Origin of the sequence: Brevundimonas sp., from assembly GCF_027484365.1 — a bacterium.
In the GTDB taxonomy this organism is placed as follows: domain Bacteria; phylum Pseudomonadota; class Alphaproteobacteria; order Caulobacterales; family Caulobacteraceae; genus Brevundimonas.
Genome location: NZ_JAIXTC010000018.1, coordinates 122,819 through 147,692 on the forward strand (window position 1 = coordinate 122,819; position 24,874 = coordinate 147,692).

The 24,874-nt window shown below is 68.0% G+C and carries 32 protein-coding genes; 21 read left to right on the forward strand and 11 right to left on the reverse strand.

All coding sequences use genetic code 11. The features are described 5' to 3' along the window. Window positions 1-4: 4 nt before the first annotated feature. Window positions 5-928, reverse strand: a complete 924-nt coding sequence (locus Q0044_RS08655; protein WP_298161497.1) for an AEC family transporter — start codon at window positions 926-928, stop codon at window positions 5-7. Beyond that, window positions 925-1,404, reverse strand: coding sequence for a Holliday junction resolvase RuvX (gene ruvX, locus Q0044_RS08660; RefSeq protein WP_298161498.1), 480 nt, complete (start codon window positions 1,402-1,404; stop codon window positions 925-927). The genes Q0044_RS08655 and ruvX overlap by 4 nt, the downstream gene beginning before the upstream one ends. A 73-nt stretch (window positions 1,405-1,477) precedes the next feature. Here ruvX and Q0044_RS08665 point away from each other — a divergent pair, with 73 nt between their 5' ends. From Q0044_RS08665 to Q0044_RS08705, 9 genes are all read left to right on the forward strand, one after another. Next, window positions 1,478-2,005, forward strand: coding sequence for a hypothetical protein (locus Q0044_RS08665; protein WP_298161499.1), 528 nt, complete (start codon window positions 1,478-1,480; stop codon window positions 2,003-2,005). Window positions 2,006-2,079: 74 nt separating this feature from the next. After that, window positions 2,080-2,367, forward strand: a complete 288-nt coding sequence (gatC, locus tag Q0044_RS08670; protein ID WP_298161500.1) for an Asp-tRNA(Asn)/Glu-tRNA(Gln) amidotransferase subunit GatC — start codon at window positions 2,080-2,082, stop codon at window positions 2,365-2,367. 2 nt (window positions 2,368-2,369) lie between these two features. After that, window positions 2,370-3,848, forward strand: a complete 1,479-nt coding sequence (gene gatA, locus Q0044_RS08675; RefSeq protein ID WP_298161501.1) for an Asp-tRNA(Asn)/Glu-tRNA(Gln) amidotransferase subunit GatA — start codon at window positions 2,370-2,372, stop codon at window positions 3,846-3,848. Between the two features lie 23 nt (window positions 3,849-3,871). Continuing rightward, window positions 3,872-4,366, forward strand: coding sequence for a hypothetical protein (locus Q0044_RS08680; RefSeq protein WP_298161502.1), 495 nt, complete (start codon window positions 3,872-3,874; stop codon window positions 4,364-4,366). Further along, a complete protein-coding gene (locus Q0044_RS08685; RefSeq protein WP_298161503.1) occupies window positions 4,363-4,584 on the forward strand; it encodes a hypothetical protein in 222 nt (73 codons plus the stop codon). Before Q0044_RS08680 ends, Q0044_RS08685 begins: the two co-directional genes overlap by 4 nt. Window positions 4,585-4,656: 72 nt before the next feature. After that, the gene (locus Q0044_RS08690; protein ID WP_298161702.1) at window positions 4,657-5,844 is read left to right on the forward strand and encodes a thiolase family protein; all 1,188 of its coding nucleotides are present in this window, start codon (window positions 4,657-4,659) and stop codon (window positions 5,842-5,844) included. After that, complete coding sequence (locus Q0044_RS08695) at window positions 5,844-6,833, forward strand: alpha/beta hydrolase (RefSeq protein ID WP_298161504.1); 990 nt, start codon at window positions 5,844-5,846, stop codon at window positions 6,831-6,833. Before Q0044_RS08690 ends, Q0044_RS08695 begins: the two co-directional genes overlap by 1 nt. A gap of 196 nt (window positions 6,834-7,029) precedes the next feature. Next, window positions 7,030-7,371 (forward strand): VOC family protein, encoded by a 342-nt coding sequence (locus tag Q0044_RS08700; RefSeq protein ID WP_298161505.1) that lies wholly within the window; start codon window positions 7,030-7,032, stop codon window positions 7,369-7,371. After that, the gene (locus Q0044_RS08705) at window positions 7,368-7,772 is read left to right on the forward strand and encodes a YkgJ family cysteine cluster protein (RefSeq protein WP_298161506.1); all 405 of its coding nucleotides are present in this window, start codon (window positions 7,368-7,370) and stop codon (window positions 7,770-7,772) included. Before Q0044_RS08700 ends, Q0044_RS08705 begins: the two co-directional genes overlap by 4 nt. Here Q0044_RS08705 and Q0044_RS08710 read toward each other — a convergent pair. Next, entirely contained in the window at window positions 7,769-8,101 is a 333-nt protein-coding gene (locus tag Q0044_RS08710; protein WP_298161508.1) for a hypothetical protein, read from the reverse strand. The genes Q0044_RS08705 and Q0044_RS08710 overlap by 4 nt on opposite strands. Between Q0044_RS08710 and Q0044_RS08715 the strand changes: the two genes are divergently transcribed. Beyond that, window positions 8,091-8,726, forward strand: a complete 636-nt coding sequence (locus Q0044_RS08715) for a hypothetical protein (RefSeq protein WP_298161510.1) — start codon at window positions 8,091-8,093, stop codon at window positions 8,724-8,726. The genes Q0044_RS08710 and Q0044_RS08715 overlap by 11 nt on opposite strands. Before the next feature lie 195 nt (window positions 8,727-8,921). Here Q0044_RS08715 and Q0044_RS08720 read toward each other — a convergent pair whose 3' ends face one another. Both Q0044_RS08720 and thiE read right to left on the reverse strand, forming a co-directional pair. Then, window positions 8,922-10,607 (reverse strand): sensor histidine kinase, encoded by a 1,686-nt coding sequence (locus tag Q0044_RS08720; protein ID WP_298161512.1) that lies wholly within the window; start codon window positions 10,605-10,607, stop codon window positions 8,922-8,924. Window positions 10,608-10,678: 71 nt separating this feature from the next. Further along, window positions 10,679-11,356: a thiamine phosphate synthase gene (gene thiE, locus Q0044_RS08725; RefSeq protein WP_298161513.1), complete on the reverse strand. Its 678-nt coding sequence runs from the start codon at window positions 11,354-11,356 to the stop codon at window positions 10,679-10,681. A 74-nt stretch (window positions 11,357-11,430) separates the two neighbouring features. Between thiE and Q0044_RS08730 the strand changes: the two genes are divergently transcribed. Together Q0044_RS08730 and bfr are read left to right on the forward strand one after the other, a co-directional pair. Continuing rightward, entirely contained in the window at window positions 11,431-11,616 is a 186-nt protein-coding gene (locus Q0044_RS08730) for a (2Fe-2S)-binding protein (RefSeq protein WP_298161515.1), read from the forward strand. A 144-nt stretch (window positions 11,617-11,760) separates the two neighbouring features. Then, window positions 11,761-12,261, forward strand: a complete 501-nt coding sequence (gene bfr / locus Q0044_RS08735; RefSeq protein ID WP_298161516.1) for a bacterioferritin — start codon at window positions 11,761-11,763, stop codon at window positions 12,259-12,261. A gap of 2 nt (window positions 12,262-12,263) precedes the next feature. Here bfr and Q0044_RS08740 read toward each other — a convergent pair whose 3' ends face one another. From Q0044_RS08740 to Q0044_RS08750, 3 genes are all read right to left on the reverse strand, one after another. Beyond that, complete coding sequence (locus Q0044_RS08740) at window positions 12,264-12,860, reverse strand: CPBP family intramembrane glutamic endopeptidase (RefSeq protein ID WP_298161517.1); 597 nt, start codon at window positions 12,858-12,860, stop codon at window positions 12,264-12,266. 372 nt (window positions 12,861-13,232) lie between these two features. Further along, the gene (locus Q0044_RS08745; RefSeq protein ID WP_298161519.1) at window positions 13,233-13,958 is read right to left on the reverse strand and encodes an ABC transporter permease; all 726 of its coding nucleotides are present in this window, start codon (window positions 13,956-13,958) and stop codon (window positions 13,233-13,235) included. Then, a complete protein-coding gene (locus tag Q0044_RS08750; RefSeq protein ID WP_298161521.1) occupies window positions 13,958-14,902 on the reverse strand; it encodes an ABC transporter ATP-binding protein in 945 nt (314 codons plus the stop codon). The genes Q0044_RS08745 and Q0044_RS08750 overlap by 1 nt, the downstream gene beginning before the upstream one ends. Before the next feature lie 92 nt (window positions 14,903-14,994). On the opposite strand from Q0044_RS08750, the gene Q0044_RS08755 reads away from it, so the two are divergent. The 6 genes from Q0044_RS08755 to Q0044_RS08780 all read left to right on the forward strand — a co-directional run bounded on the left by Q0044_RS08755 (window position 14,995) and on the right by Q0044_RS08780 (window position 18,976). Next, window positions 14,995-15,492, forward strand: coding sequence for a DUF2975 domain-containing protein (locus Q0044_RS08755; RefSeq protein WP_298161522.1), 498 nt, complete (start codon window positions 14,995-14,997; stop codon window positions 15,490-15,492). Beyond that, window positions 15,492-15,734: a helix-turn-helix domain-containing protein gene (locus Q0044_RS08760; protein ID WP_298161523.1), complete on the forward strand. Its 243-nt coding sequence runs from the start codon at window positions 15,492-15,494 to the stop codon at window positions 15,732-15,734. Before Q0044_RS08755 ends, Q0044_RS08760 begins: the two co-directional genes overlap by 1 nt. A 66-nt stretch (window positions 15,735-15,800) precedes the next feature. Then, window positions 15,801-16,358 (forward strand): tryptophan-rich sensory protein, encoded by a 558-nt coding sequence (locus tag Q0044_RS08765; RefSeq protein ID WP_298161524.1) that lies wholly within the window; start codon window positions 15,801-15,803, stop codon window positions 16,356-16,358. An 85-nt stretch (window positions 16,359-16,443) separates the two neighbouring features. After that, complete coding sequence (gene efp / locus Q0044_RS08770; protein WP_298161525.1) at window positions 16,444-17,013, forward strand: elongation factor P; 570 nt, start codon at window positions 16,444-16,446, stop codon at window positions 17,011-17,013. A 105-nt stretch (window positions 17,014-17,118) separates the two neighbouring features. After that, window positions 17,119-17,925: an inositol monophosphatase family protein gene (locus Q0044_RS08775; RefSeq protein WP_298161526.1), complete on the forward strand. Its 807-nt coding sequence runs from the start codon at window positions 17,119-17,121 to the stop codon at window positions 17,923-17,925. A 40-nt stretch (window positions 17,926-17,965) separates the two neighbouring features. Continuing rightward, complete coding sequence (locus tag Q0044_RS08780; RefSeq protein ID WP_298161527.1) at window positions 17,966-18,976, forward strand: glycerophosphodiester phosphodiesterase; 1,011 nt, start codon at window positions 17,966-17,968, stop codon at window positions 18,974-18,976. Here the strand turns inward: Q0044_RS08780 and Q0044_RS08785 are convergent. Next, window positions 18,973-20,823 (reverse strand): ABC transporter transmembrane domain-containing protein, encoded by a 1,851-nt coding sequence (locus Q0044_RS08785; RefSeq protein ID WP_524536160.1) that lies wholly within the window; start codon window positions 20,821-20,823, stop codon window positions 18,973-18,975. The genes Q0044_RS08780 and Q0044_RS08785 overlap by 4 nt on opposite strands. Window positions 20,824-20,962: 139 nt before the next feature. Here Q0044_RS08785 and rpmE point away from each other — a divergent pair, with 139 nt between their 5' ends. Next, complete coding sequence (rpmE, locus tag Q0044_RS08790; protein ID WP_298161530.1) at window positions 20,963-21,187, forward strand: 50S ribosomal protein L31; 225 nt, start codon at window positions 20,963-20,965, stop codon at window positions 21,185-21,187. A gap of 155 nt (window positions 21,188-21,342) precedes the next feature. Beyond that, window positions 21,343-22,920: a L,D-transpeptidase family protein gene (locus tag Q0044_RS08795; RefSeq protein ID WP_298161531.1), complete on the forward strand. Its 1,578-nt coding sequence runs from the start codon at window positions 21,343-21,345 to the stop codon at window positions 22,918-22,920. 49 nt (window positions 22,921-22,969) lie between these two features. On the opposite strand, the gene rcdA is transcribed toward Q0044_RS08795, so the two are convergent. Then, the gene (gene rcdA / locus Q0044_RS08800) at window positions 22,970-23,479 is read right to left on the reverse strand and encodes a protease adaptor protein RcdA (RefSeq protein ID WP_524536161.1); all 510 of its coding nucleotides are present in this window, start codon (window positions 23,477-23,479) and stop codon (window positions 22,970-22,972) included. A gap of 117 nt (window positions 23,480-23,596) precedes the next feature. After that, window positions 23,597-23,839: a DUF1192 family protein gene (locus Q0044_RS08805; protein ID WP_298161533.1), complete on the reverse strand. Its 243-nt coding sequence runs from the start codon at window positions 23,837-23,839 to the stop codon at window positions 23,597-23,599. Between the two features lie 40 nt (window positions 23,840-23,879). Between Q0044_RS08805 and Q0044_RS08810 the strand changes: the two genes are divergently transcribed. Beyond that, the gene (locus Q0044_RS08810; RefSeq protein WP_298161705.1) at window positions 23,880-24,869 is read left to right on the forward strand and encodes an NAD(P)H-quinone oxidoreductase; all 990 of its coding nucleotides are present in this window, start codon (window positions 23,880-23,882) and stop codon (window positions 24,867-24,869) included. Window positions 24,870-24,874: the final 5 nt, after the last annotated feature.

Sequence of the window (24,874 nt, forward strand, 5' to 3'; positions counted from 1 at the left end):
CCGGTCACGCCAGATGGAAGAGGGCCAGAAGCAGGGGAATGCCCAGTGCGCTGCCGACCGTCGTCAGGGCCACGATTCCGGCCATCAGCGGCGCATCCCCGCCCATCTGACGCGCCAGGATGTAGGACGCCGCCGCGCCCGGAGCGGCGCCGCACAGCAGGGCGATTCCCTGGGCCGTCTCGTCCCCGCCGTACAGACGGCACAGCCCCCACATCAGGATCGGCGTGATGACCAGCTTGACGAAGGACACGCCCGTGATGGTGACCCGGCGGCGCGCGACCTCGGCGAAGCTCAGGCCGGCCCCGGCTACGATCAGCCCCAGCGGCAGGGCGGCGCCGCCCAGCAACTCCAGGGTCTGGGATATCCCGGGGATCCGCGGCACATGGGCGAGGTTCAACGCGAGGCCGATCAGACAGGCCAGCAGGATCGGGTTGGACAGGATCGCCTGGGCCAGAGACCACGGCGAGATATCCCGCCGGTCGGCTCCCCAGTGTTCCAGAACGATCACGCACAGGATGTTCGTCACCGGGATCATGGCCGCGATCACGACCGCCGCCAGCGCCAGGCCGTCGGGGCCATAGACGGCCTGGATCACCGGAAGGAAGACGAAGCTGTTCCAGCGGATCACCCCCTGAAACACCGACGTATAGGCCGGCCCGTCAAGCTTCAGCAGAGGCCGGACCAGCAAGGTCGCCGCTGCGATGATCGCCACCGAACTGACCGCCGCCGCACCCGCCGCGCTGGCGCCGCCGCCGGAGATGTCCGCGTTCCAGATCGCCGGGACCAGGAAGCCCGGGTAGAGCAGATTGATCGACAGTTTCTCGATCGGCCGCCAGGTCGCATCCGGCAGGAAGTCGGACTTCCTCAGCACATAGCCCAGCGCGATCAGGATGAAGACCGGGACGACCCCGGCGAACAGGGCGGTCATATCCAGCTCTTCTGATCACGGACGCGGTCCAGCGCGCCCTGCAATATCCAGGCGGCCGCGGTCCGGTCGACCACGCCTGCCCGGCGCTTTCGCGAGAGATCCAGCTCGTCGATCAGGAACCGCTCGACCGCGCTGGTCGACAACCGCTCGTCCCAGAAGGCGACGCTGGTGGGCCGAAGCCTGTCCAGATTCCTCGCAAAGGCACGGCACGACTGGGCGCGCGGCCCTTCCGTCCCGTCCATATTGACCGGCAGGCCGATCACGAGGCCCGTGACCTTGCGGGCGTCCATCAGCTTGAACAGGGCCTGGGCCTCCAGGGTGAATTTCGATTTCCGGATCAGCTGAAGCGGGCTGGCGATCAGCCGGGTCGTGTCCGAAACGGCCACGCCGATGGTGGCCTCTCCGAGGTCCAGCCCCATCCACGCCGTGTCCGGCGGGCAGGCTTCAGGCAGGTCGACGAGATCCACAACAGGCATTCGTGGGCGGTAGGCGTTGCCATTGCGACTGTCAAAGGCGAGGGTGAGCAATCGCTGAATTGGGAGGCTCAGAATGTCGGTGCGCGTTCAAATCCTGGCGGGTGTCGTGGCGGCAGGGCTTTCGCTCAGCGCCTGCGACGCCGTGTCGAAGGCGCCCGCTGCGGCCGATCCCGCGGCCGCTACGCCGCCCCAGGCGGAACCCCTGACCGCCTCGGGCCCAGCCGAGACGCTGACCGCAGAGCCGGAGACGGACGAAAGCCTGATGTCCGCCGCCAGCGTGGTCCGGATCGACTGGGTGGCCGCGGGAGGGGCCAAATTGTTCGGGACGGCCGGCGGCGATCCGGCCGCGAACGGCCTGTACACCTACATCGCGTTCTTCACCTCGCCGGGCGACGGCTGGGTGATCTACAATCTCGGCAACATCCTGGACTATACCGTCCTGGCCTCGGAGATCGGCAGGGTCGATCTGGACATTCACGAGACCACGTTCGACGAGGCCACGGGCGAGCTCGGCAGCCACCACCGCAAGGTGATCGTGACCTGGACGCCCGGGGACGACGGTTCGCCTCCGACCAATGTCGCCGTCACGCCCGCACGGTAAGCCCTGCGGTCCTTGTGCAGCGCGGCACGGGCGGCTAATCCCGCCCGCTTGCACTGAGACTATCGGAGGGCCGGATGGCCATCGACGCAGAGACGGTGAGGAAGGTCGCGCACCTCGCCCGCATCAAGACCGCCGAAGACCGGCTGGAGCCGCTGGCCGGTGAACTGAACGGCATCATGGCCTGGATCGACCAACTGAATGAGGTCGATGTGGCCGGTGTGGAGCCGATGACCTCGAACGTCGCCCAGCCCCTGCGTCTCCGTGACGACGTCGTCACCGATGGCGCCAGAGTCGAGGCTGTGCTGTCGAACGCGCCGCAGTCCGCGGACGGCTTCTACGTCGTGCCCAAGGTGGTCGAATAGTCATGAGCGACCTGACCCAACTGACCCTGAAGGCCGCCGTCGACGGCCTCAAGGCCAAGGCCTTCTCTTCGGAAGAGATCACCCGCGCCTTCGTCTCGAACATCGAGGCCGCCAACCCGACCCTGAACGCCTATGTCGTGACGACGCCGGAGAAGGCGATCGAGATGGCGAAAGCCTCAGACGCCCGTATCGCCGCCGGAACCGCCGGCCCCCTCGAAGGCGCGCCCCTGGGCATCAAGGACCTGTTCTGCACCGAGGGTGTGCAGACGACCGCCGGCTCCAACATGCTGCGGGGCTTTGTCCCGCCCTATGAATCGACGGTGACCGCCAATCTTTGGCGCGACGGGGCGGTCATGCTGGGCAAGCTCAACATGGACGAGTTCGCCATGGGCTCGTCCAACGAGACCTCGGCCTTCGGTCCGGTCGTGAACCCGTGGAAGTCGAAGACCTCCAACGCCGACCTGACGCCCGGCGGCTCCTCGGGTGGGTCCGCGTCGGCCGTCGCCGCCGACCTGTGCCTGGCTGCGACGGCATCCGACACCGGCGGCTCGATCCGCCAGCCCGCCGCCTTCACCGGCACGGTCGGAATCAAGCCCACCTATGGCCGCGCCAGCCGGTTCGGCATGGTCGCCTTCGCCTCGTCGCTGGATCAGGCCGGGCCGATCACCAAGACGGTCGAGGACGCGGCCCTGATGCTGCAGTCCATGTGCAGCTTCGACGTCAAGGATTCGACCAGCCTCGACATCCCCACGCCCGACTGGTCGGCGTCCGTCGGCCAGTCGGTCAGGGGTCTGCGCATCGGCGTGCCGCGCGAATACGTCGTCGACGGCATGCCCGCCGAGATCCAGGCCCTGTGGGACCAGGGCGTGGCCTGGCTGCGTGACGCGGGCTGCGAGATCGTCGACATCTCCCTGCCCCACACGAAATACGCCCTGCCGACCTACTATATCGTGGCCCCGGCCGAGGCCTCGTCGAACCTGGCGCGCTACGACGGCATGCGGTTCGGCCATCGCGCCGAAAAGGCGACCAGCCTGACCGACCTCTATGAGACCAGCCGCGCCGAGGGCTTCGGTAAGGAGGTCCAGCGCCGCCTGGTCATCGGGGCCTATGTGCTGTCGGCCGGCTTCTACGATGCCTACTACGTCCGGGCCCTGAAGGTCCGCCGTCGCATCGCCGAGGATTTCGACAAGGTCTGGGGCCAGGTCGACGCCATCCTGACGCCGTCGACGCCTTCGGCCGCCTTCGCCCTGGGCGACAAGCAGATCGATCCGGTGACAATGTACCTCAACGACGTCTTCACGGTGACCGCCAACCTCGCCGGCCTGCCCGGGATTTCGGTGCCTGCGGGCATCGATACCAACGGCTTGCCGCTGGGGCTTCAGGTCATCGGCAAGGCGCTGGATGAGGCGACCGTTCTTCAGGTCGGCGCGGCGCTGGAACAGGCGGCCGGCGGTGTGGGTCGAGCCGAGCGCTGGTGGTGATCTAGGATGGACGGGAACGCGGAATGAAATCGTTCACGCGTTCCCGATCCTTCAAGCGCGTGCTGACGGTGATCTACTGGATCGCCTTGCCGCTGGTCCTGCTGGCCATGGTCGGTTCGGTTCTCCCCGGCAATCAGTATGAGGGGCCGCTGCCGTCGTGGGTCTACGCCCTCGGCTTCGCGGCCTTCGCAGCCCTGATCGGCTGGAGACTATGGCTGAATAGCCGAGCTCTCGGCTATGCCACGCCATCGGCGGGCCGGGTTCTGCGTGTGATTGCGCCACTCGGCCTGTTGGCGATTGCCGGTCTCGTTGTTGCTCTTCTCGGAGCGGCATGGATCGGCATCGGCCTTTGGTTGACGTTCGACCCCGAGGCGGGACCTGCTGGTCCTTGGCCGCTTGGAACGGCAATCGTTGGATTTCTGTCGCTCATCTTCGGGCTGGCTCTGACCCTGCCATTCATCCGCGTCGTGCGCCGTGCGCCCCCTGAAGAGGCGGATATAGTGGAGCCGAAATCTTGAACCGCGACGGCTGGCGCGTTCTGATCAAAGGCCTGTCGGTCGTGGCCGGCATTGCGGCCTTCGGCGCCAGCCTTGTCTGGGTCGTCTTCGCAAAGGTGCTGGAAGGCTATGCCACGAACGCCGCTGCCGCATGGCTGATCGCGGCGGTGTTCGCTCTGGCTGGAGCGGCGCTTTGTGCGTGGCCGTGGCTTCAGTGGAAGCCTCCCCCCAAGGCGTGACACCGACCATGAGCCCTCCCCTCGCAATCCCCTTCAGTGAACGCTACATCCGCTCCACGTCACCGTGAGAGCCTGTCCATGTCCGATCCCGTCGTCATCGTCGCCTTCGCCCGCACGCCCATGGGCGGCTTCCAGGGGGCCTTCAACGGCGTGAAGGCGACCGAGCTCGGGGCCACAGCGGTCCGGGCGGCGGTCGAGCGATCGGGCGTGTCGCCGGACCGGATCGAGCAGATCTACATGGGTTGCGTCCTGCCCGCCGGCCTCGGTCAGGCGCCCGCGCGTCAGGCCGCCATCGGCGCGGGGCTCGGCCAGCATGTCGAGGCGACGACGGTCAACAAGATGTGCGGCTCGGGCCTTCAGGCCGTGATGATGGCGTCTGACAGCCTTGCGGCGGGCAGCGCCGACATCATCGTTGCGGGCGGCATGGAGTCGATGACCGGCGCCCCCTATCTGATGAACAAACACCGCGGCGGCGCCCGCATCGGCCACGATGTCATCGTCGACAGCATGTATATGGACGGACTCGAGGACGCCTATACGCCCGGCAAGCTGATGGGGAATTTCGCCGAGGACTCGGCCGCGACCTATCAGTTTACGCGCGAGCAGCAGGACGCCTATGCCCTCGAAAGCCTCAGCCGCGCGCTGAAGGCCATCGAGAGCGGCGCCTTCAAGGCCGAGATCACCCCGGTCGAGGTCGCGGGCCGCAAGGGGACCGTCTCGGTCACCGAGGACGAACAGCCCGGCAAGGCCATGCCGGAGAAGATCCCGACCCTGAAGCCCGCCTTCTCGAAGGACGGCACCATCACCGCTGCCAACGCCTCCTCGATCAGTGACGGCGCCGCCGCCCTGGTCATGACCCGCGAGAGCGTCGCCCGGGCGCTGAACCTGCCGGTCGTCGCCCGGATCGTGTCCCACGCCGCCCACGCCCATGAGCCGGGCCTGTTCACCACGGCCCCGGTCCCCGCCATGCAGAAGGCGCTGAAGAAGGCCGGCTGGTCCGTGGACGACGTCGACCTGTGGGAGATCAACGAGGCCTTCGCCGTCGTGCCCATGATCGCGATGCAGGAGATGGGCATCGACCACGCGAAGCTGAACGTGAACGGCGGTGCCACGGCCCTGGGCCACCCGATCGGGGCGTCCGGCGCGCGGGTCCTGACCACATTGATCTCGGCCCTGCAGACCCGGGGCCAGTCGAAAGGTGTCGCCAGCCTGTGCATCGGCGGCGGCGAGGCCGTGGCGCTCGCGGTCGAACTGGCCTGATGATCGATCTCAGCCGTCGTTCCCTACTCGGCGCGGCGGCTGTGACCGCCGCATCGGCCGGCGCTGTGAAGGCCCAGAACTCCGGAAATGGGGCCATCGCCCCGCCTGATCCGACGGAAGTCGTGCGTCTGTGGCCCAACGGCGCACCGGGGGGCGAAAACGTCACCGTCACCCCGATCGTGCCCGAACGCTCGACCGACCCGGCCTTCCACGACCGGTACGCCCAGTACACGACCGACCCGATCCTGACCGTCCTGCGGCCCGGGCGGCCGAACGGAGCGGCCCTGCTGCTGATCCCCGGCGGCGGCTATCGCTGGGCCGTGGTGGACAAGGAGGGACTGGACTGCGCCCGGGTCTTCGCGGCCGCCGGCGTCACCTGTTTCGTCCTACGCTACCGCCTGCCCGCCGACGGATGGGCCGCGGGGCCGAACGCACCGTTACAGGACGCCCAGAGGGCGCTTCGCCTGATCCGCGCCCACGCCGCCGACTACGGCGTCGATCCGGCCCGCATCGCCAGTCTGGGGGCCTCGGCCGGGGGCCATCTGGCCGGTCTGCTGGCGGCCCGGTCCGACGCGACCTACGAGGCCGTGGACGCGGCCGACGCGGTCTCGCACCGGCCCGACCTGAACATCCTGCTCTACCCCGTCGCCACCCTGGCCGATCCGTTCGCCCATAAGGGATCGCGCGAGCATCTGCTAGGCCCCGCGCCCACGGCCGAGCAGATCGCCGCCTGGTCGCTGGAGCGGATGGACTGGACCGGCGTCGGCCCCACCGTCCTGATCCACGCCCTGGACGACGCCAGCGTGCCGCCCGAAAACAGCCTGCAGCTGCTCGCCGCCCTGCGCGCCTCTGCCGTCGTGACGGAGGCCCATCTGTTTCAGGAAGGCGGCCACGGCTTCGGCATCCGCCTGATCACCGGGAAGCCCGCCGCCGTCTGGCCGGAACTGGTGCTGGCCTTCGGTCGACGGAACGGCTGGCTTACCGCTTGACCGCCCGATCCGCAGGTTTCGGCGGTGTCAGCGCGGAACGCCTTTGCGGCTCCCGCATCAGGCGGATCAGGGCTTCAGGGCCTGTCGACAGAACGATCACCGTCACAACTGTTTTTGCGAGTCGTTCGCAACATTGCGCCATCTTCCGCGCCGTGGCAAGCCGATCCCCGGCGGCTTTTTCAATCGGATTACGACCATGCGAAGCGACGGAAAACTCGACTATCTCGAGCTGCCCTCGACCGGCCTGCCGGAGACGAAGGCCTTCTACGAGGCCGCCTTCGGCTGGTCCTTCCAGGACTATGGCCCCACCTACGCCGCCTTTAACGAGGGCCTGGACGGCGGTTTCGACGCCGATCCCGAGCGGCCGCAAGCCCCCCTCCCCGTGCTTTACGCCACAGACCTACCGGCCATGCTGGCCCGGGTCGAGGCGGCCGGCGCCACCATCCTGAAGCCCATCTTCGACTTCCCAGGCGGCCGGCGCTTCCACTTCCGCGATCCGTCCGGCAACGAGCTGGCGGTCTGGTCCGAGGGCGGATGAAGGCCTGCGGCGACTGCGGCCTGTGCTGCAAGATCATGGGTGTCACCGCCCTTGAGAAGCCCGCGGGCCGCTGGTGCCGCCACTTCGGCAAGACGACCGGCTGCGCCATCTACGAGGATCGCCCGAGCGACTGCCGCGTGTTCAACTGCCTGTGGCTGTTGACCGAGGCGCTGGACGACCGCTGGAAGCCGACGACCTCCGGCTTCGTCCTTCATTCCGAGCTGGGCGGCGCGCGGCTGATCGTCGAATGCGACGCCGCTCGTCCTCACGACTGGCGGCGTGAGCCCTATGAGGCCCAACTTCGTCGCTGGGCCTCCGCCGAGGGGCAGGAAGTCCTCGTCTTCGCCGGCAAGCGCGGGGTCCGGCTAGGCGCGACCGATACGCCGGTCAGGCGGGCCTAGCGGACGTCGATAGACTGGCCGATCTGCTCGGCCAGGGTCCGGTCGGAACCTTCCACACTGGTGATCCAGACGTGAACCTCCTGCGGGGTGGTCGTGCGGGTGAACAGATGCTCCAGTGCGACCCGACGGCCGTCCTCGGTCGCCACAACCGAGGCGCGGGCCCCGACCTCGACCATCTCGCCCGAGTAGATGGGGAACTGCGACGCTGGACCGGCATAGACCATGACCAGCGGCTGCTGACCCCGGCGGATCGTCCAGATGTTGAAGTTCGGACCCGGCCGACCCGTCGTGATCGTGAACCCGGCCGGCAGGTCGACTGTGAATGGCAAGGCCCGGATCGCCGGAGCGTCCAGCACCGTCACCGGCGGCGGAGGCAGCGCGGCGGGTGCAGCGACGGGCGCGGCCGCAACGGGAGGCGTAGCGCGCGGCGCCGGTATCGGCGCCGCCACTGCCGGGGCCGTCGGGCGCGCCGCAGGCGCTGCTGTCGCCGGCGCAGGGACCATGGCGCGAGGAGTCGGAACCGTCGCGGGTGCGACTGCTGCGGGACGAGGCATGGGCGCAGCGACGGCCGGCGAAGGCGTTGTCGGGCGCGGCGTCGGCGTCGGCGTCGCCGTAACGGGCGTCGAGACCCCGGGTGCGGCGGATACAGGCGGGGTCGTCGGCGCGGGGGCCCGGGTCGGGGCTACCGGCGCGGCCGTCACGGGCGCGGGCGTCACCAGAGGCTGTGTCCGGGGCGGGTTGGCGACCGCCGGCGGGGTCAGGGGCCCGGTCCTCGGGGGCGGCGAAACCGGGGCCGCAGGGATGGGCGCGACGCGGCCGGGAGGCGGTGCGGTGGTGATCGGGGGCGAGGTGGGCGAGATCGGGCGCGGCGCCAGGGCGCCCGCAGGCGGCGCCGAGTTCAGGCTGCGGGTCAGGGCGCTGCCGACCGACGGCGCGGACTGGGCCGGTGGCTGACTTTGCCCTGCTCCGGCGATCAGGAGGGCGGCGAGGACGAGCGCATGCGACATGGCCGGACCATCGCCTTTCAGCCCATGAACGGCAAGCGTCTCGGCGGCCGGACGGGCCGCCCGCCTGATCAAGAAGGCCGGCAAAGGATGTAAACGGAGATCGAGAAGGCGAACTGCGGTCGCCGGAGACAGAGGGCGCCGGTCAGGCGGCGGGCAGTTCGATCCAGAAGGTCGCGCCTTCGCCCACCACGGACTCCACGCCGATAGAGCCGCCCTGAAGCTCGATCAGGCGTTTGGCCAGGGCCAGGCCGATGCCGTGCCCCTCGATCGCCGACCGCTCCAGCCCGAGCCGGTTGAACGGTTCGAACAACTGCGCCTGCTTGTCGCTGGACAGGCCAGGCCCCTTGTCGCTGACCTCGATACGAACGCCGTCATAGACCCGGCGGGCGCGGAACAGGACCTCCCCCCCGGCAGCGCCGTACTTCACGGCGTTCGTGGCCAGATTGCCGACGACCTGTGAGAGCCGCTGGGAATCGGCCAGGGCCACCAGACCGTCGCCCTCGCAGATGACCTTGATCGACAGCGCCCGGGCTTCCGGCCGCATCGCCGTCGTTCGTCGCACATCCTCGAGGATGCCCGGGATGTCGGTCGGGCGCATCTCGACCTTGACCGCGCCCGACTCCGCACGGGCGACGTCCAGCAGATCGTGAGACAGGGTTTCGACCTGACGGGCCGTCCTGACCAGCATGGCGGCCATCTCGGCCTGGGTTTCGGTTACGGGACCGAGCTGTCCGGTCGACCACAGGTCTCCGATGCCGATGACCCCGCCGATGGGGCTCTTGATTTCATGGGCGACGTTGGCGAGCAGCCGCGACTTGGCGGCCGAGGCCTTCTCGGCGCGCACCTGTCCCGCCCTCGCCCGCGCCGACAGACGGTCACGTTCCTCCAGCAGCGAGGCGACCAGCACGATCGGCAGGTACCCGAACAGGATCGTCAATTGAAGCAGGACGGCACGCTCGGCCAGGTCGCCGACGGCCAGCCCCCATGAGCCCTGACCCAGCATCAGCGAGCTCAGCGCCATCACGGAAATGACCACGAGCGCTGCAGTCGCCCCGAGGACCCTCAAACGGGCCGCGATGACGATCAGCATGGGCGCCATGACGAAGCCCAGCGGGATGTCGACCAGAAAATAGATCGTCACGCAGACGACGATCAGCAGACCGAACAACAGCACGGTCTCGAGCGCGCGCCACAGATTGAACATCGCCCGGACGGCCCGCATGTCGAGGGCCAGGATGAAGGATCCCACCACCGCCAGGCCCAGGGCATGGCCGAACCACCAGGTCTGGAAGGTCGGCAGGAAGGGCGTCCCGCGGGCCAGCAACAGGAAGGCCCCGGCGGCCAGTCCGGCGACGGCCGGCGCGAGGCCGGCGGTGCACAGGATGAACCGGCAGGCGCCGTCCACCGTGGCCAGGTTCAGGGTGGGGGCGAAGCGCCGGGCCAGCCAAACGGCCAGCACGATCTCCAGCATGTTGAGCGCCGTGAACCCGACCGACAGGATCGGGCCGTTGCCGGCAAGGAACTCACCGGCAAGGACGCCGAAAGCGATCAGCCCGCCGAAGGCGAAATCATAGCCGACGCCCCGGCCGCTCCTCAGCCAGACGGCGACGGCAAGGCCGTTGGCCGCCCACAACGCCGCGATCATGTCGGCCGTGCGTGCGGTTGAAATCGCCAGGATCACCAGAACGGTGACGGCCAGGACCGTCAGCATCGGGGCCAGAGGCTGGGCGAACAGCGCGGCTGCGGTGGATGTTCGACCCGGACGCGCGGAGGCGGCGGGCTCGATAGCCTCCGCATCGGTCTCCGTTATCGCGCGGGATTGAGGCATTGAAAGCAACTCTGGGCGGGGACACGGGATCGTCCCTTAACCACAGCTTCCTAATATCCCCTGAAGCAGGACTATCCGGCCAGGATCGCGGTCAGCCTGCGGACGGCCTCGGCAGGGCCTCCGGGATAGGACCACACCCCGGCGCTCACCGCCAGGAAGTCGGCCCCTGCTGCCACGAGGGGGGCCGCGTTGTCGATGGTGATGCCGCCGATGGCCACCGACGGGATCTCCATTGTCTCCTGCCAGATGGTCAGGATTTCCGGGTCGGGCCGATGCACGGTCTGCTTGGTGGCGGTCGGATAGAAGGCGCCGAAGGCGACGTAGTCGGCACCCTGCTCGGCCGCTTCCATGCCCAGATGGCGGCTGTCATGGCAGGTCGCGCCGATCATCGCGGTCTTGCCCATGATCCGGCGCGCCGAGGCCACCGAGGCGTCGCCCTGCCCCACATGAACTCCGTCGCAACCGAGGGCCGAGGCCAGATCCGGCCGATCATTCAGGATGACCGCCACGCCGCGGCCCTGGGCGACCGGGGCGAGACGGCGCACAGCCGCCGCGATCTGCGCGTCGGACGCCGGCTTGATCCGGATCTGCAGCGCCGCGACCGGACCGGCGTCGATCGCGCTTTCCAGCAGGCGGGCGAAAGCCTCCAGGTCGTCGATGACGGGCGGGGTGATCAGATAGAGCTGGCAGGCGGGCGCGGACATGATGCGCAGGTGCGACGCCGGGGCGCCTGCGTCAACCCGGACCATTGCGAACGCGTTGCAATCGCCCCTGGTCCTGCTATAGCGAACCAATCGCAACTGATGCTTCGGGGCGGCCCACCTTGTACGTGTGTAACTGTAACGGCCTGAGACAGCGCGACGTGGCGCGCGCGATCGAGGCGGGCGCGACCCGCCCACGCGAAGTTTTCCAGCGCAATCAATGCGAAGCCCAGTGCGCCAAATGCGTTTGCGAAATGCGCCAGATGATTTCGGAAAGCCGCGAGATCTACGCCCTCGCCGCCGAGTAGGCCTCAAGGTCTGCGGACCAAAATCATTCGCAATATCAATGTGCCGATAAGCGCTCGCAACTGAACACAGGCGTTTTCCTGTGCTATGTCACCCCGAATGAACGGCTCCGCCGGGGCCGCCCCTAGAGCAAGGACGACACAGCCATGAAGGGCGATCCCGCGATCATCCGCACCCTCAACGCGGTGCTGACCAACGAGCTGACGGCGGTCAACCAGTATTTCCTGCATGCCCGGATGTTCGAAAGCTGGGGCCTGAAGCACCTCGGCCAGATCATCTATGACGAGTCGATCGGCGAGATGAAACACGCCGACAAGCTGATCAAACGGATCCTTTTCCTCGACGGCCTGCCCAATCTGCAGGACCTGCACAAGCTCAAGATCGGCGAGACCGCCATCGAATGTCTCGGCGCCGACCTGCAGCTGGAGCTCGGTGGTCGCGGCACCGTGGTCGCCGGCGTGGCCCAGGCCGAGGCGGCTTCCGACTTCGTCAGCCGCCAGATCCTGATGGAGATCCTGGCCGACACCGAGGAGCACATCGACTTCCTCGAGGCCCAGTTCAAGCTGATCGAACAGCTGGGCGAGCAGAACTATCTGCAGTCGGCCATGACCGAGATCGCCCCGGACAAGAGCGCGACGGGCAACTAGCCTTAGGCCAGCAAACCATTCGCGATGTCACTGCCCAGGTTCAGCATCGCGTGGGTCGCGGCAATGACTGTTATCGATCCCGTTCGCAACCAGAGCACGCCCAGAAGCAGGCCAAACACCGTCTGCATCAGGAACACTGGCGCGTATTCGAAAGCCACCTGCTGAAGGAACGCCCAATCGCCGTGCATGATCGGATCCGTCAGGGCCCCCGGGACGTGCATCAGCCCGAAGACGACGCTGGACAGGAACACGGCCTGAAAGCGTGAACCGGTCCGGTCGAGCAGCGCCGTCAAGAGCAGGACCCGGAACAGTATCTCTTCGAACGTCGCGCCGATGATGACTGCGCCAACAGTGACGATCAGCTCATGAGCCGGCGGCAGACCCGACGCCTCGGGCGACAGTGTATATGCGGCGTAACTCCATGCCGCTGCGAGGCAGATCGCGAGTCCGCCGAAGAGGAACAGCCTCAGCGGCCCCAGATACCTCAGTCGGGAGGGCCAGGTGATGAGCTTGCACTTTAAAAAAAATTGCGGGAACCAGCGTGCCTGCCAGAAGATAGGTGACCATGGCCGAGGCGGGATCGGCGCGTCCTGATGCATGAAAGGCTGCGTCCCCGGCCTGCATGACCCCCAGAATCGCGAGAATGAGCCATCCGATCGGGAACAACTGATCTGTTCTCTTCGTGCTCCAGAAGGCGATCGAGCCGCCGGTCGCGAAACGTAAGGCGACGAACGCCAAGCCGAATACGACCGCCACGACCGCAGCAAATCCGGCGTGGATTTCCACAGCGAATTCGGGGTCCACGACGCCCGGTCGCGAAACCATGACCCACCAGGTGAGCGTCGCCAGGGCAAGGGCGAGGAGTTGTGACAGTCTGCGCAAGGTCAAGGGCGTGTCCGGCGATGGATGGCCCAGAAACGTGTGCGCACCCCGATCCACAACCCTATGTAAGCAGCCTCCGCAGCCGAAGGCTAGAGCACCTCGCGGCGGCTCAGATGGGCGACCGCGAGGGCCAGGACGACGAGGCCCAGACCGCAGCCCAGCCCCAGCGCCGTGTTCACGCGCCAGGCCTCTGTGGCCAGCATGTTGACCGGCATCTGCCAGGGGAAGAACACCCCCTGCTTCGCCGAGGTCGCCACGACCGAGAAGAAGGTCCCGCCGATCCCGACCACCAGCGCCGGCACGAAGCTGGCGAAGCGCAGCGCCGTCCATAGCTGGATGGCGACCATCAGGATGGCGGCCAGGAAGACCTTGCCCATGGTCGCGGCGTATCGGCCCAGCTCGAACGGCCCGGTGGGCGTCAGGTCCGGCTTGATCGTGGCGGCCAGCATGACCGCGCCCCAGGTCAGGACCAGGGTCAGGACGCTCATGATCGCGACCACGGCCAGGACCATCACGGCCTTGGCCGCATAGAGACGCCAGCGCGGCAGGGGCAGGCTGCGCAGGTGGTCCCACGACTTCGGGCCGTGCTCCATATGGGCGACGAGGGCCGTCAGGGCCGTCACGCTCATCGGCAGCATAAAGTAGGACCAGATGCCGATCGCACTGATCATCCACATCTCCCAGGGCCGGGGCTCCGTGCTGCGCAGAACCATGAAGAAGCCGAAGACGGCGATCAGCGACGGGGCGACGACGGCCAGGACGGCGGCCAGCGACCGGTTCAGCTTGCGGATTTCGACGGACAGGACGGCAAGCATCAGACGGTCTCCGTTTGGCGTGGGGCCGCGTCGCGCGGCGCCGTGACATTGCGATAAATGCCCTCCAGCGAGGGGCTGCGCGGGCCGATGGCGAAGACCATGACCCCCGCATTGACGAGGTCGTTGTTCAGGGCCGCGGTCACCGCGTCATGGTCCGCCCCGGGCCTCAGCCGCGCGACCAGCCCGGCCGCGTCCGACGTCAGCGTCAGGTCGTGCGCCTTCAGCACCCTCCTCGCCCGGTCCGGATCGTCGACTCGCAGGCCGATCTCCGGCGCCAGGTCCGCCTTCAGCGCCGTCAGGTCGCCCTCGAGCACCAGTCGCCCGTCGTGGACGATGCCGATATGGGTCGCCGTCTGTTCGATCTCGCCCAGCAGGTGGCTGGACAAGAGCACCGTCGCCCCCGTCCGATCCGGCAGGCTCCTGAGGAAGCGTCGCATGTCGGCGATGCCGTCGGGATCGAGACCGTTGGTCGGTTCGTCCAGGATTAGAACCGGCGGGGCGCCGAGCATCGCCCTCGCCAGACCGAGCCTCTGACGCATGCCCAGCGAATAGTCCGCGACCTTCCGACCTCCGTTGCCCGTCATGTCGACGACCTCCAGCACCCGATCGATCTCCGCCACCGGCAGGCCCAAAAGAACCCGCGTCAGGTCCAGGTTCTCCCGTCCGGTCAGATTGCCGTAGAAGCCGTGGGCCTCCAGCAGGGCCCCGACCTTGCGCCCCGCGCCGATCCGGTCCCGGCCGACATCGATGCCGCAGATCCGCGCCGCGCCCGCCGTCGGTTGCAGCAACCCGAGAAGCATCTTCAGGGTCGTAGTCTTGCCCGCCCCGTTGCGCCCGAGGAAGCCATACACCGCCCTCTCCGGCACCGTCATGGACACCGCATCGACCGCCAGATGTTTGCCGAACCGTCGTGTCAGCCCCTCGGTTTCGATCGCCGCCATCATCCGTCCGCCCCGTTTCGTTTAAGTCTTATATAAAGTTGCAAAGATCGCTTCTTTAAGTCAAGATTAAAGATGAGACAGGAAACCCGCGATCCATGACGACCCAGGACTTCACCCGTTTCCGCCGCATGTGCGGCCAGTTTCGCTGGCTCGCCGTCTTCATGGTGTGCAGCGTGGGGGCCATCCTGGCGCTGATGCACCTCATTGCGCCGGCAGTCCTGACCGCGCGGGGCGACACCCGGATCGACCCCGCCGTCTGGCTGGAACAGGCTGTCTGGGCGACGCCCACCCTGTTCTATCTCTTCGCGGTCTGGTCGATCGGGTCCGCCATGGGTCAGCTCGCCAGAGGCCGTCTGATCCAGCCGATTCTGGGCAGGGCCTTGCGTCATGTCGGGATCGCCCTGGGTCTCGGCGGTTTGCTGAGCGTGTTCGGCGTTGCGAACATCTCGAGACTGCTGGGTGGCCAGGGCAGCTTCGCCTATTTCGACGTCGCCGGGATGACCCTCGGCATGATCGGCGGTGCCCTGTTCCTGCTCGGCCGGGTGGTGGATCAGGCCGATCGCATCCAGTCCGAGCTGGATGAGATGATCTGATGCCGGTCCGTGTCACCCTTGACGGGCTGATCGTCGCAAGAGGACTCAAGGCGCGGGACCTCGCCGCCGAGGTCGGGCTCAGCGAGACCCAGCTGTCCCTGTTTCGCTCCGGAAAGGTGAAGGGCATCCGCTTTTCGACCCTCGCCCGCATCTGCGCCGCCCTGAACTGCCGGCCCGGCGACCTGCTCGACTACGACCACGACCCGGCCGATCTCGCGCGCGACGATGACGAGGCCACCTGAGCCGGAACCGCCCCCGGAACCGCAAGGCGCGCCGGCCATTCCGCTCCGGACTGCAGGAGCGAGGCCATGGCCGACATCGACGAGACCCTGGACGACGTGCGCGAGGCCGCCGCTGATTTCCTCAACGCCGGTCAGCGCAGCCCGGCCCACGTGGCCTTGGGGGTCGCGGCGACCGTGGGGTTCGCCCTCCTCGCCACAGCCCTGGCCAGCGGCGCAGTCCAACCTCCGCGCCGCACAGTCGCCCAGTTGCGGGACGGCGACGCCCCTGTGGCCGAGCGCCCGCGCGGAGCCTTTAGCCTGATCCTGCCCGCGGTCTTCTCGGCGACCACGCTTTCGGCGGTCCGGGTCTGGAACGCGCCGTCCACCAGGACCCGCAACAGCGCCTTGATCCTTTGGGCCGGGGCGCAGGCCATCAACGCCCTGTGGATCGCCCTTCGACCGGCCGGCCGGGGCATGCAGATCGCCGCCGCGATGACCTCCGCAGGCCTCGCCGCCGCCTTTGCCCACGAGGCGCGCAAGCTGGATTCGACCGCAGGCAAGCTCGCCAATCCCACCGCGCGCGGGGTCGCCTTCGCCAACGCCGTCGACCGCAAGGCCGGGGTCCGTGAGACGACCGTCCACTGAACTTGCCCTGACGACCTGCTTCCTCTAGGGATCGCGCCCGATTTCGCGCGTCGTACCGGCTGCGCCCCAACCCCCTGTGATTCCCATGGCGAAAATCAACGGCAACACCATCAAGCCGGGCATGGTCCTGCAACACAACAACGGCCTGTGGGTCGTGACCAAGGCCAGCCACGTCAAGCCCGGCAAGGGCGGCGCCTTCGCCAACGTCGAGGCCAAGAACCTCGAGACCGGCAACAAGCTCAACGAACGCTTCCGCTCGGAAGACAAGGTCGAGCGCGTCACGTTGGAACAGAAGGATTTCTCCTACCTGTATGAACAGGGCGACGCCCTGGTCTTCATGGACGACGCCACCTACGAGCAGATCGAACTGCAGAAGGACTGGGTCGGCGAGGATTCGATCCCCTACCTGCAGGACGGCATGAAGGTCGTCATCGAGATGCACGAGGACCGTCCAATCGGCCTGAGCCTGCCCGATCAGGTCACCGTGACGGTCGCCGAGACCGAGCCGACGGTGAAGGGCCAGACCGCCTCGTCGTCCTACAAGCCCGCCATCGCCGACAACGGCGTGCGCATCATGATCCCGCCGTATATGTCGGCCGGCGAGCGCATCATCGTCGATACCACGACCGGCGAATACGTCCGCCGCGCCGAATAGGCCGACGCACAACCGACGACCGGAGGCGCATGTCGCGCCCCTGTGAACTTCTCCGTCTGCCCGGGCGCCAAAGCCTTTTCAGGACACACGGACCAGGAGATCCCCATGGCCCTCGCCTCCGCCCTCGTTTCCGTCATCATCGACGCCGTCCGCAAGACGGCCCGCCCCATGCTGCGTGACTTCGGCGAGGTCGCCCATCTGCAGGTGTCGCGCAAAGGCCCCGGCGATTTCGTCACCGCCGCCGACATCAAGGCCGAGGACACCCTGTTCGAGCTGCTGATGAAGGCCCGCCCCGGCTACGGCTTCCTCGGCGAGGAACGCGGCATGATCGAGGGCACCGACAAGTCCCACACCTGGGTGGTCGATCCGATCGACGGCACGACCAATTTCATGCACGCCATGCCCCATTTCGCCATCACCGTGGGCCTGCAGCGCTATGCGCCGGACGGGTCCTCCGAGATCGTCGCGGGCGTCACCTACAATCCGATCATGAACGAGCTGTTCTGGGCCGAGAAGGGCAAGGGCTGCTACCTGAACGACCAGCGCATCCGCGTCGCCGGCCGCCGAGACCTGTCGGAAAGCCTGATCTCCACCGGCCTGCCCTTCATCGGCAAGTCGGGCCACGCCCAGTCGATCAAGGACATCCACGCCATTGGCCAGCGCACGGCGGGCATCCGTCGCCTGGGCTCGGCGGCGCTGGACTTCGCCTGGGTCGCCTGCGGCCGTTATGACGCCTTCTTCGAGCGCAATCTGAAGCCTTGGGACGTGGCGGCGGGCATCCTGTTCGTCACCGAAGCCGGCGGTCTGGTCACGACGATCGAACAGGACGGCGACCCGAAGACGGGCGTCTCGGTGCTGGCGTCCAACCCCGAACTGCATCCGCAGCTGCGCAAGGTGCTCCAGGCCGCCTAGGGTTCACAGGGGCGTCACGCCCCTCCCCTACCGCTGGGGCATGATCCGCATCATCCTCGCCGCCCTGCTCATCGCCAGCCCGGTCACGGCCCAGACCATGCCGCACCCCCTCGTCATCGCCCACCGCGGCGCGTCCGGCGAGCGGCCGGAACACACCCGCGCGGCCTATGACCTGGCCATCGAACAGGGCGCCGATTTCATCGAGCCGGATCTGGTCATGTCGAAGGACGGCCAGCTGATCGTCCGGCACGAGAACGAGATCGGCGGTACGACGAACGTGGCCGACCTTCCCGAATTCGCGGAGCGTCGCACGACGAAAACGATCGACGGCGTCCCGACCACTGGCTGGTTCACCGAGGACTTCACCCTGGCTGAACTACGGTCCCTGCGCGCCCGCGAACGCCTGCCAAGCCTGCGCCCGGGCAATACGGCCTGGGCCGACGAGACGATCCTGACCTTCCAGGGGGTCATCGACATCGCCCGCGCGGCCACGGCCCGCACCGGCCGGGTCATCGGCGTCGCGCCCGAGCTCAAGCATCCGAGCTATTTCGTCGGTCTGGGCCTGCCGATGGAGCCGCCGTTCATCGAGGTCCTGCGCGCCAACGACCTGATGAGCGCGGACAGCCCGATCATGATCCAGTGTTTCGAGATCGACTGCCTGCAATCCCTGAATCAGCAGACCGAGGCCCCGCTGCTCCAGCTGATGTCGCCGTCCGGCGGCCCGGCCGATCACCCGGACATGACCTATGCCGCCATGGCAACCCCGGAAGGACTCGCCGGGATCGCCGCCTATGCCGATGCCGTCGGGGTCGAGACCGCCCTGATCCTTCCCCGTACGCCCGCCGGCGCCGCCGGAACGCCGACGACCCTGGTCGAGGACGCCCATGTGGCGGGGCTGAAGGTCGTCGTCTGGACCTTCCGCACCGAGGACCTGTTCCTGCCCGCAGACTACCGCGGCGACCTTCCCGGATGGATCCGGCGCTTCTACGACCTCAACGTCGACGCCGTGTTCAGCGACTTCCCGGGCGTGGCGGTCAAGGCGCGGGACTAAGCCTCACGGAACTGCAGCTCCGCCAGACGGGCGTAGAGACCGCCGCGGGCCACCAGTTCGTGGTGGGTGCCCTCCTCGACCGCGATGCCGTCCTCCATGACCACGATCCGGTCAGCGCGCAGGACGGTGGCCAGACGGTGGGCGATCACAAGCGTCGTGCGTCCCTCCATCGCCTGATCCAGCGCCGCCTGCACCAGCCGCTCATTCTCCGCGTCCAGGGCGCTGGTCGCCTCGTCCAGCAGCAGGATCGGCGCATCACGGACCAGGGCCCGGGCGATGGCGAGCCTCTGGCGCTGACCGCCCGACAGGCTCTTGCCGCGCTCGCCCAGCGGCGTGGCGAACCCTTCCGGCAAGGCGTCGATGAACTGCAGCGCCTGGGCCTCCTCGGCCGCCTTGCGCACCTCGTCTTCCGAAGCCGCCTCGCGGCCGAAACGGATGTTTTCCAGCGATGAGCCCGAGAACAGGGGCGCCTCCTGCGACACCCAGGCAAACCGCCCGCGCACCTCGGCGGGATCGGCTGCGCGCACATCGACGCCGTCCACGCTGACCGCGCCTTCCTGCGGGTCGTAGAAGCGCAGCAACAGGCGGAAGACCGTCGACTTGCCGGCTCCCGAAGGCCCGACCAGGGCCACGGTCTCGCCCGGGCGCACCGTCAGGTCGAACCCCTTCAGCGCGGGCAGGTCGGGTCGGCCCGGATAGGCGAACCTGACTCCGGCCATGGCCACCCGGCCCTCCGGCGGGCTCGGCAGGGCCACGGGCGAGGCGGGCGCCATGATCGAGGGCACGGCCTTCATCAGTTCGTCGATCCGCTGCATGGCGCCGGACGCCTTCTGGACGTCGCCCCAGCTCTCGCCGAGCGCGCCGACGGCGCCGGCCGTGAACACCGACAGCAGAACGAACTGCAGCAAGGCGCCGGGGGTCATGGCGCCGCGCACCACGTCCTGGGCCCCCAGCCAGAGCACAAGGGTCACGCCGCCGAAGATCACGACGATGACCACCGCGGTCATCCAGGCCCGTGCCCGCATCCGCACGATGGAGACGCCGAACGCCTCCTCCACCACCGCCCCGAACCGGTCCGCCGCGCTGCGCACCCGGCCGAAGGCCTGCACCGTCTCGATGGCGTCGACGCTCTCGCCGGCGAAGCCGACGGCGTTGGCGAATCGGTCCTGCGACCGGACGGTCAGCTTCCGGACGCTGCGCCCGAACAGGAAGATCGGCGCCATCAGCAAGGGGGCGGTCAGCAGGACCAGGCCGGTCAGCTTGGGGCTGACCACGAACAACAGGGCGACGCCGCCCAGCAGGGTCAGGAAATTCCTCAGGGCAAACGACACCGAGGTGGTCAGCAGGGTCTCGACCAGGGCGATGTCGGTCGTGAGCCGGCTCAGCACCTCACCGGTCCGCATCCGCGCAAAGAAGGCAGGGTCCAGCGTCAGGATGCGGTCGAACAGGGCCTTCCGGAGGTCCGCGATCATCCGTTCGCCGGTCTTTGTGACGTAGAAATACCGGACCGCCGTCGCGACCCCCAGGATCACCGCGTTCAGACCCAGGAACAGGAACCAGCGATTGATGTCGGCGCCGCCGTTCTCGAACCCGTGGTCGATCGCGCCGCGGGCCGTCGCCGTCAGTGCCAGCGACGCCGCCGTCGAGCCCAGCAGCCAGAAGCCCGCGATCAGGGCGTCCAGACGGTGCTGCATCAGATAGGGCCAGAGCCGCAGCAGGGGCCGCACATCCTTGCGCTTCTCGCGCCGGGCGCCGGCCTCGCCCATCTGCTCGATCAGGACCGCACCGGCGCCGGGACGTCCAACCGCCTCCGTGCTGGAATAGGCGTCAGGGGTCGGCGAGGGCATGCTCATGCGCGGCTCTTGCCCCGGAACGCCCTGCGGTGTAAACGCCGCCGCTCATTCCCGCTGGACAACTGGCGGGATTTGTCATTTCGCGCACCGACGGTCGGCATCGTCACCGCGCCCAAGAGACCGGAACACGACCATGAAGGCCGATACCCACCCCGACTATCACTTCATCACCGTCACCCTGACGAACGGCGACACGTACCAGACACGTTCGACCTACGGCAAAGAGGGCGACACGCTGAACCTGGACATCGACCCCTCGACCCACCCTGCCTGGACCGGCGGCAACCAGCAGATGCTGGACCGCGGCGGTCGCGTTTCGCGCTTCAACAACAAGTTCGGCGGCTTCATCAAGAAGTAGTTCTCCGCACCACAGGGTGCGACAAAGACGACACGAAGAGCGCCGGTCGCCCGACCGGCGCTTTTTGTTTGTCCGGAACGTCGATAACATCACCCCGTCCGGCGCACGGGCGTGGACACGGGGCTCCACCAGGCGTCGAACCAAGGCAAGAGACCATGAATCGACGCGAACTCACCCTCGGCGCCGCCGTTTCGGCTCTCGCCGGCCCGGCTGCGGCCCAGACGGTGCCGATGGGCGCCCCGCCCCAGGCGGCCGTCGCCGCGCCGACCAGCCCCTATTACGCCGCCTTCAACGCCCAGTTGACGCGCCTGCCCGCTGCGATCCAGCCCGACGTGCGCGCCTTCTACGAGCTCAACGGCTGGCGTCCAATGTGGACCGCCGACCGTCTGCGCACTCTGAACCTCGCCTCGGCGCGCGCCGAGCGTCATGGGCTGTCGCGGTCCGATTTCTTCGACTTCGTGGGCCTGGCCGCCGATCCGGACAGTGCGGACATCCGCACCACGGCCGCCGCCCTCACCTATGCCCGCGTCCTGGCCGAGGGCCGCGTCCGTCCCGAGACGGTCGAGGACCTTTGGGAGATGCAGAAGAACCGCGTCGATCTGCCGGTCGGGCTGAACGACGCCCTGGCCCAGAACAAGATCGTCGAATGGTACGAGGGTCTGGCGCCGACCGACATCGGCTACACCAACCTGTCGGCTGGCTATGTCCGCTACCGCCGAATCATCCGCGAGGGAGGCTGGCCGCGCTTCGTCGCCCGCGCAGGCACGATCGAGCCGGGCTCAAGCGACAATCGCGTGCCCGCCATGATCGCCCGCCTGGTGGCCGAGGGCGACCTCAGCGCCGCCGATGGCGCACGCCTGACCGCCCAGGGTCTGGTCTATGGCCCGGAACTCCAGACCGCGATGCGCGGCTTCCAGGCCCGTCATGGACTGGCCGCTGACGGCCGCATCGGCGCCGGCACCCAGAGTTCGCTCGGTGCCTCGGCTGAGGACCGGGCCCGCCAGATCGCCCTGAATCTGGAACGTCGCCGCTGGCTGAAACGGGACCTGAATCCCGAGCGTATCGAGGTCAATACGGCTGCGGCCATCATGGTCTACTGGAAGGACGGCCGCCCGGTTCACTCCAACCGGGTCGTCTGCGGCGCCCCGTCGACCCAGACCCCGAGCCTCGAGAAGCCCTTTGCCTCGGTCGTCGCCAACCCACCCTGGTATGTGCCCGCCGGGATCGCCCGCCGCGAGATCCTGCCCCGCGGCCCCGCCTACCTGGCCTCGCAGAACATGTATGTATCCAACGGCACCGTTATCCAGCGCGCCGGGCCGAGAGCGGCCCTCGGCTATGTGAAGTTCGAACTGCGCGACAGCTACGCCATCTTCCTGCACGACACCCCGTCGAAAGCCGCCTTCAACCTGTCGATGCGTCAGCGGTCGCATGGCTGCGTCCGCGTCCAGAACGCTGTCGAGTTCGCCCGCCTGCTGCTCTCGCCCGACCCGACCCTGCTCGGCCAGTTCGACGACGCCCAGGTCAGCCGCGACACCCGGCGTATCCAGACCGGCCGCGAGATCACCGTGCGCCTGCTCTACTGGACCGCCTTCGTCGACGGCCAGGGGCGCGTCGCCTTCCGCGAGGACGTCTACCGCCGCGACCAGAAGCTGGCCGAGGCCCTCGGCATCGCCGTCAGCCTGCCGACGGTGGTGGATGACGGGACTGCCGTCGCCAACGACGTCGGCCCGTAGACTATAGCGCGCACCTCTCCCGCCCCTGGGGGAGGGAGAAGTGTGAGGTCTAGGTCCGGAACGCGGCTTCCAGCATCCCCAGCTGGCTCAGCACCGGGTTCGCGTCCGGCTCGGGCGCGGCGTCGAGATACATGCGCCTGTCCAGATAAAGGACACGGTCGTGCAGCTTTTCGGCGCGGACGAGGTATTCAACCAGGGCGATCGGCATCTCGGAATGGCTCGGCTCGCTCTCGACCTTGCGTTCGCTGAGGCGATAGCGCGGCTCGCAGGCAGCTTCCGGAGCCATGTCGCCTTCGCGGACGGCGCGCTGGACCAGCAGCCAGGACGCCACCTGCATCAGGCGCGTCGTCAGTCTCATGCTCTCGGCGGCGTAGGCCAGGGCGGCGGAGCGCGACAGCAGCTTGGATTCGCGGCGCCCGTCGCCATCCAGATAGGCGGCGGTCTCCTCGACCAGATCCATCCCCTCCTGGAAGGTGCGCTCGAACAGTTCGGAGCGCGCGAAATCGCGAATCTCTCCGGCGCGGGACGCCGTATTCGGCGCGGGATTATCGTCGCCCATCAACTCAGCCATACTCATCGTGATCCGGAAGGTCCGCTCGTCTATCGGGCCGGAACGGCGCCGCACGCCGTCCGCCTGCAACCGCCATGCCACGGAAAGGGCCTCTGCGGAACCGCATCAGCGGCCGAAGTTGAACAGGGCGTCGGCGGCGGACTTCTTCGCGGCCTTGCCGGCGATGGCCGCGCGCGCCCGGGCAATCTCGGCTTCCAGGGCCTCAATCCGCTCGCCCAGTTCATCGACCGAATACAGGTCCAGATCCTCGCGCCCCAGGGCCGCCATGGCCGCTCCGCGTTGCGGGCGCGGATCGAGATCCTCAAACGTCATCGTCGCCTCCTTGGCCAGAACCCCGAAGAAGCCCATTTACGCTCCCGGACACGGACGATTGCAAGGCTTGGACGATATGCGGATCATCGAGATCGACGGCGGCTCGGGTTCCGCCGAGGCGTTGCACCTCTCCGAACGCCCGGATCCTCTTGCCGGGGATGGTGAAATCCGCATCCGCGTGCACGCCGCCGGGGTCAATCGCCCCGACCTCCTTCAGCGCGCGGGCGCCTACCCTCCCCCACCCGGCGCATCCGACATCATGGGGCTGGAGGTCGCCGGCGTGGTCGACCAGGTCGGTCCGGATTCAACACCCGGCGCCCGGGCCCGCTGGCGGGTCGGCGACCGGGTCTGCGCCCTTCTGGGCGGCGGAGGCTATGCAGAGTATGCAATCGTCGACGCCCGGCACGCCCTGCCGATCCCCGACGATCTGGACTTCATCCAGGCGGCGGCCCTGCCCGAGACAGTCTTCACTGTCTTCGCCAATGTGTTCGAGGCTGGCGGGCTGAAGGCCGGCGAAACCCTGCTGATCCACGGTGCCACCTCCGGCATCGGCGTGACGGCCATCCAGATGGCGAAGGCGGCGGGCGCCCGCGTCATCGCCACCTCACGGGGCGCGGCCAAGACCGGTGCGGCCCTCGCGCTTGGGGCAGACGTCAGCCTCGACGCCTCGGCAGGAGACCTTGAGACAGCGATCCGGGACGCCGGCGGCGCGGACGTCATCCTCGATATGGTCGGCGCGGCCTATGCGGAGGCCAATCTGAACGCCCTGAAGCCCGGCGGACGCTGGGTCGTGATCGCGACGCTCAGCGGAGCGCTCGCCCAGGTCGATCTGATGCGGATCATGATGAAACAGGCGACCCTGACGGGTTCGACCCTCCGTCGACGATCCGCCGACGAGAAAGCCCGTCTCGCGGCGGCTGTGGAGGCGGTGGTCTGGCCCTGGGTCGTCTCGGGGGCTGTGCGGCCGCCGGTCGAGGCCACCTTCCCCCTGGCCGAAACGAAACTCGCCCACCTCCGGTTGGAGGCGGGCGAGCATGTCGGCAAGATTGTCCTTACGGTCAGCTAGCGGGG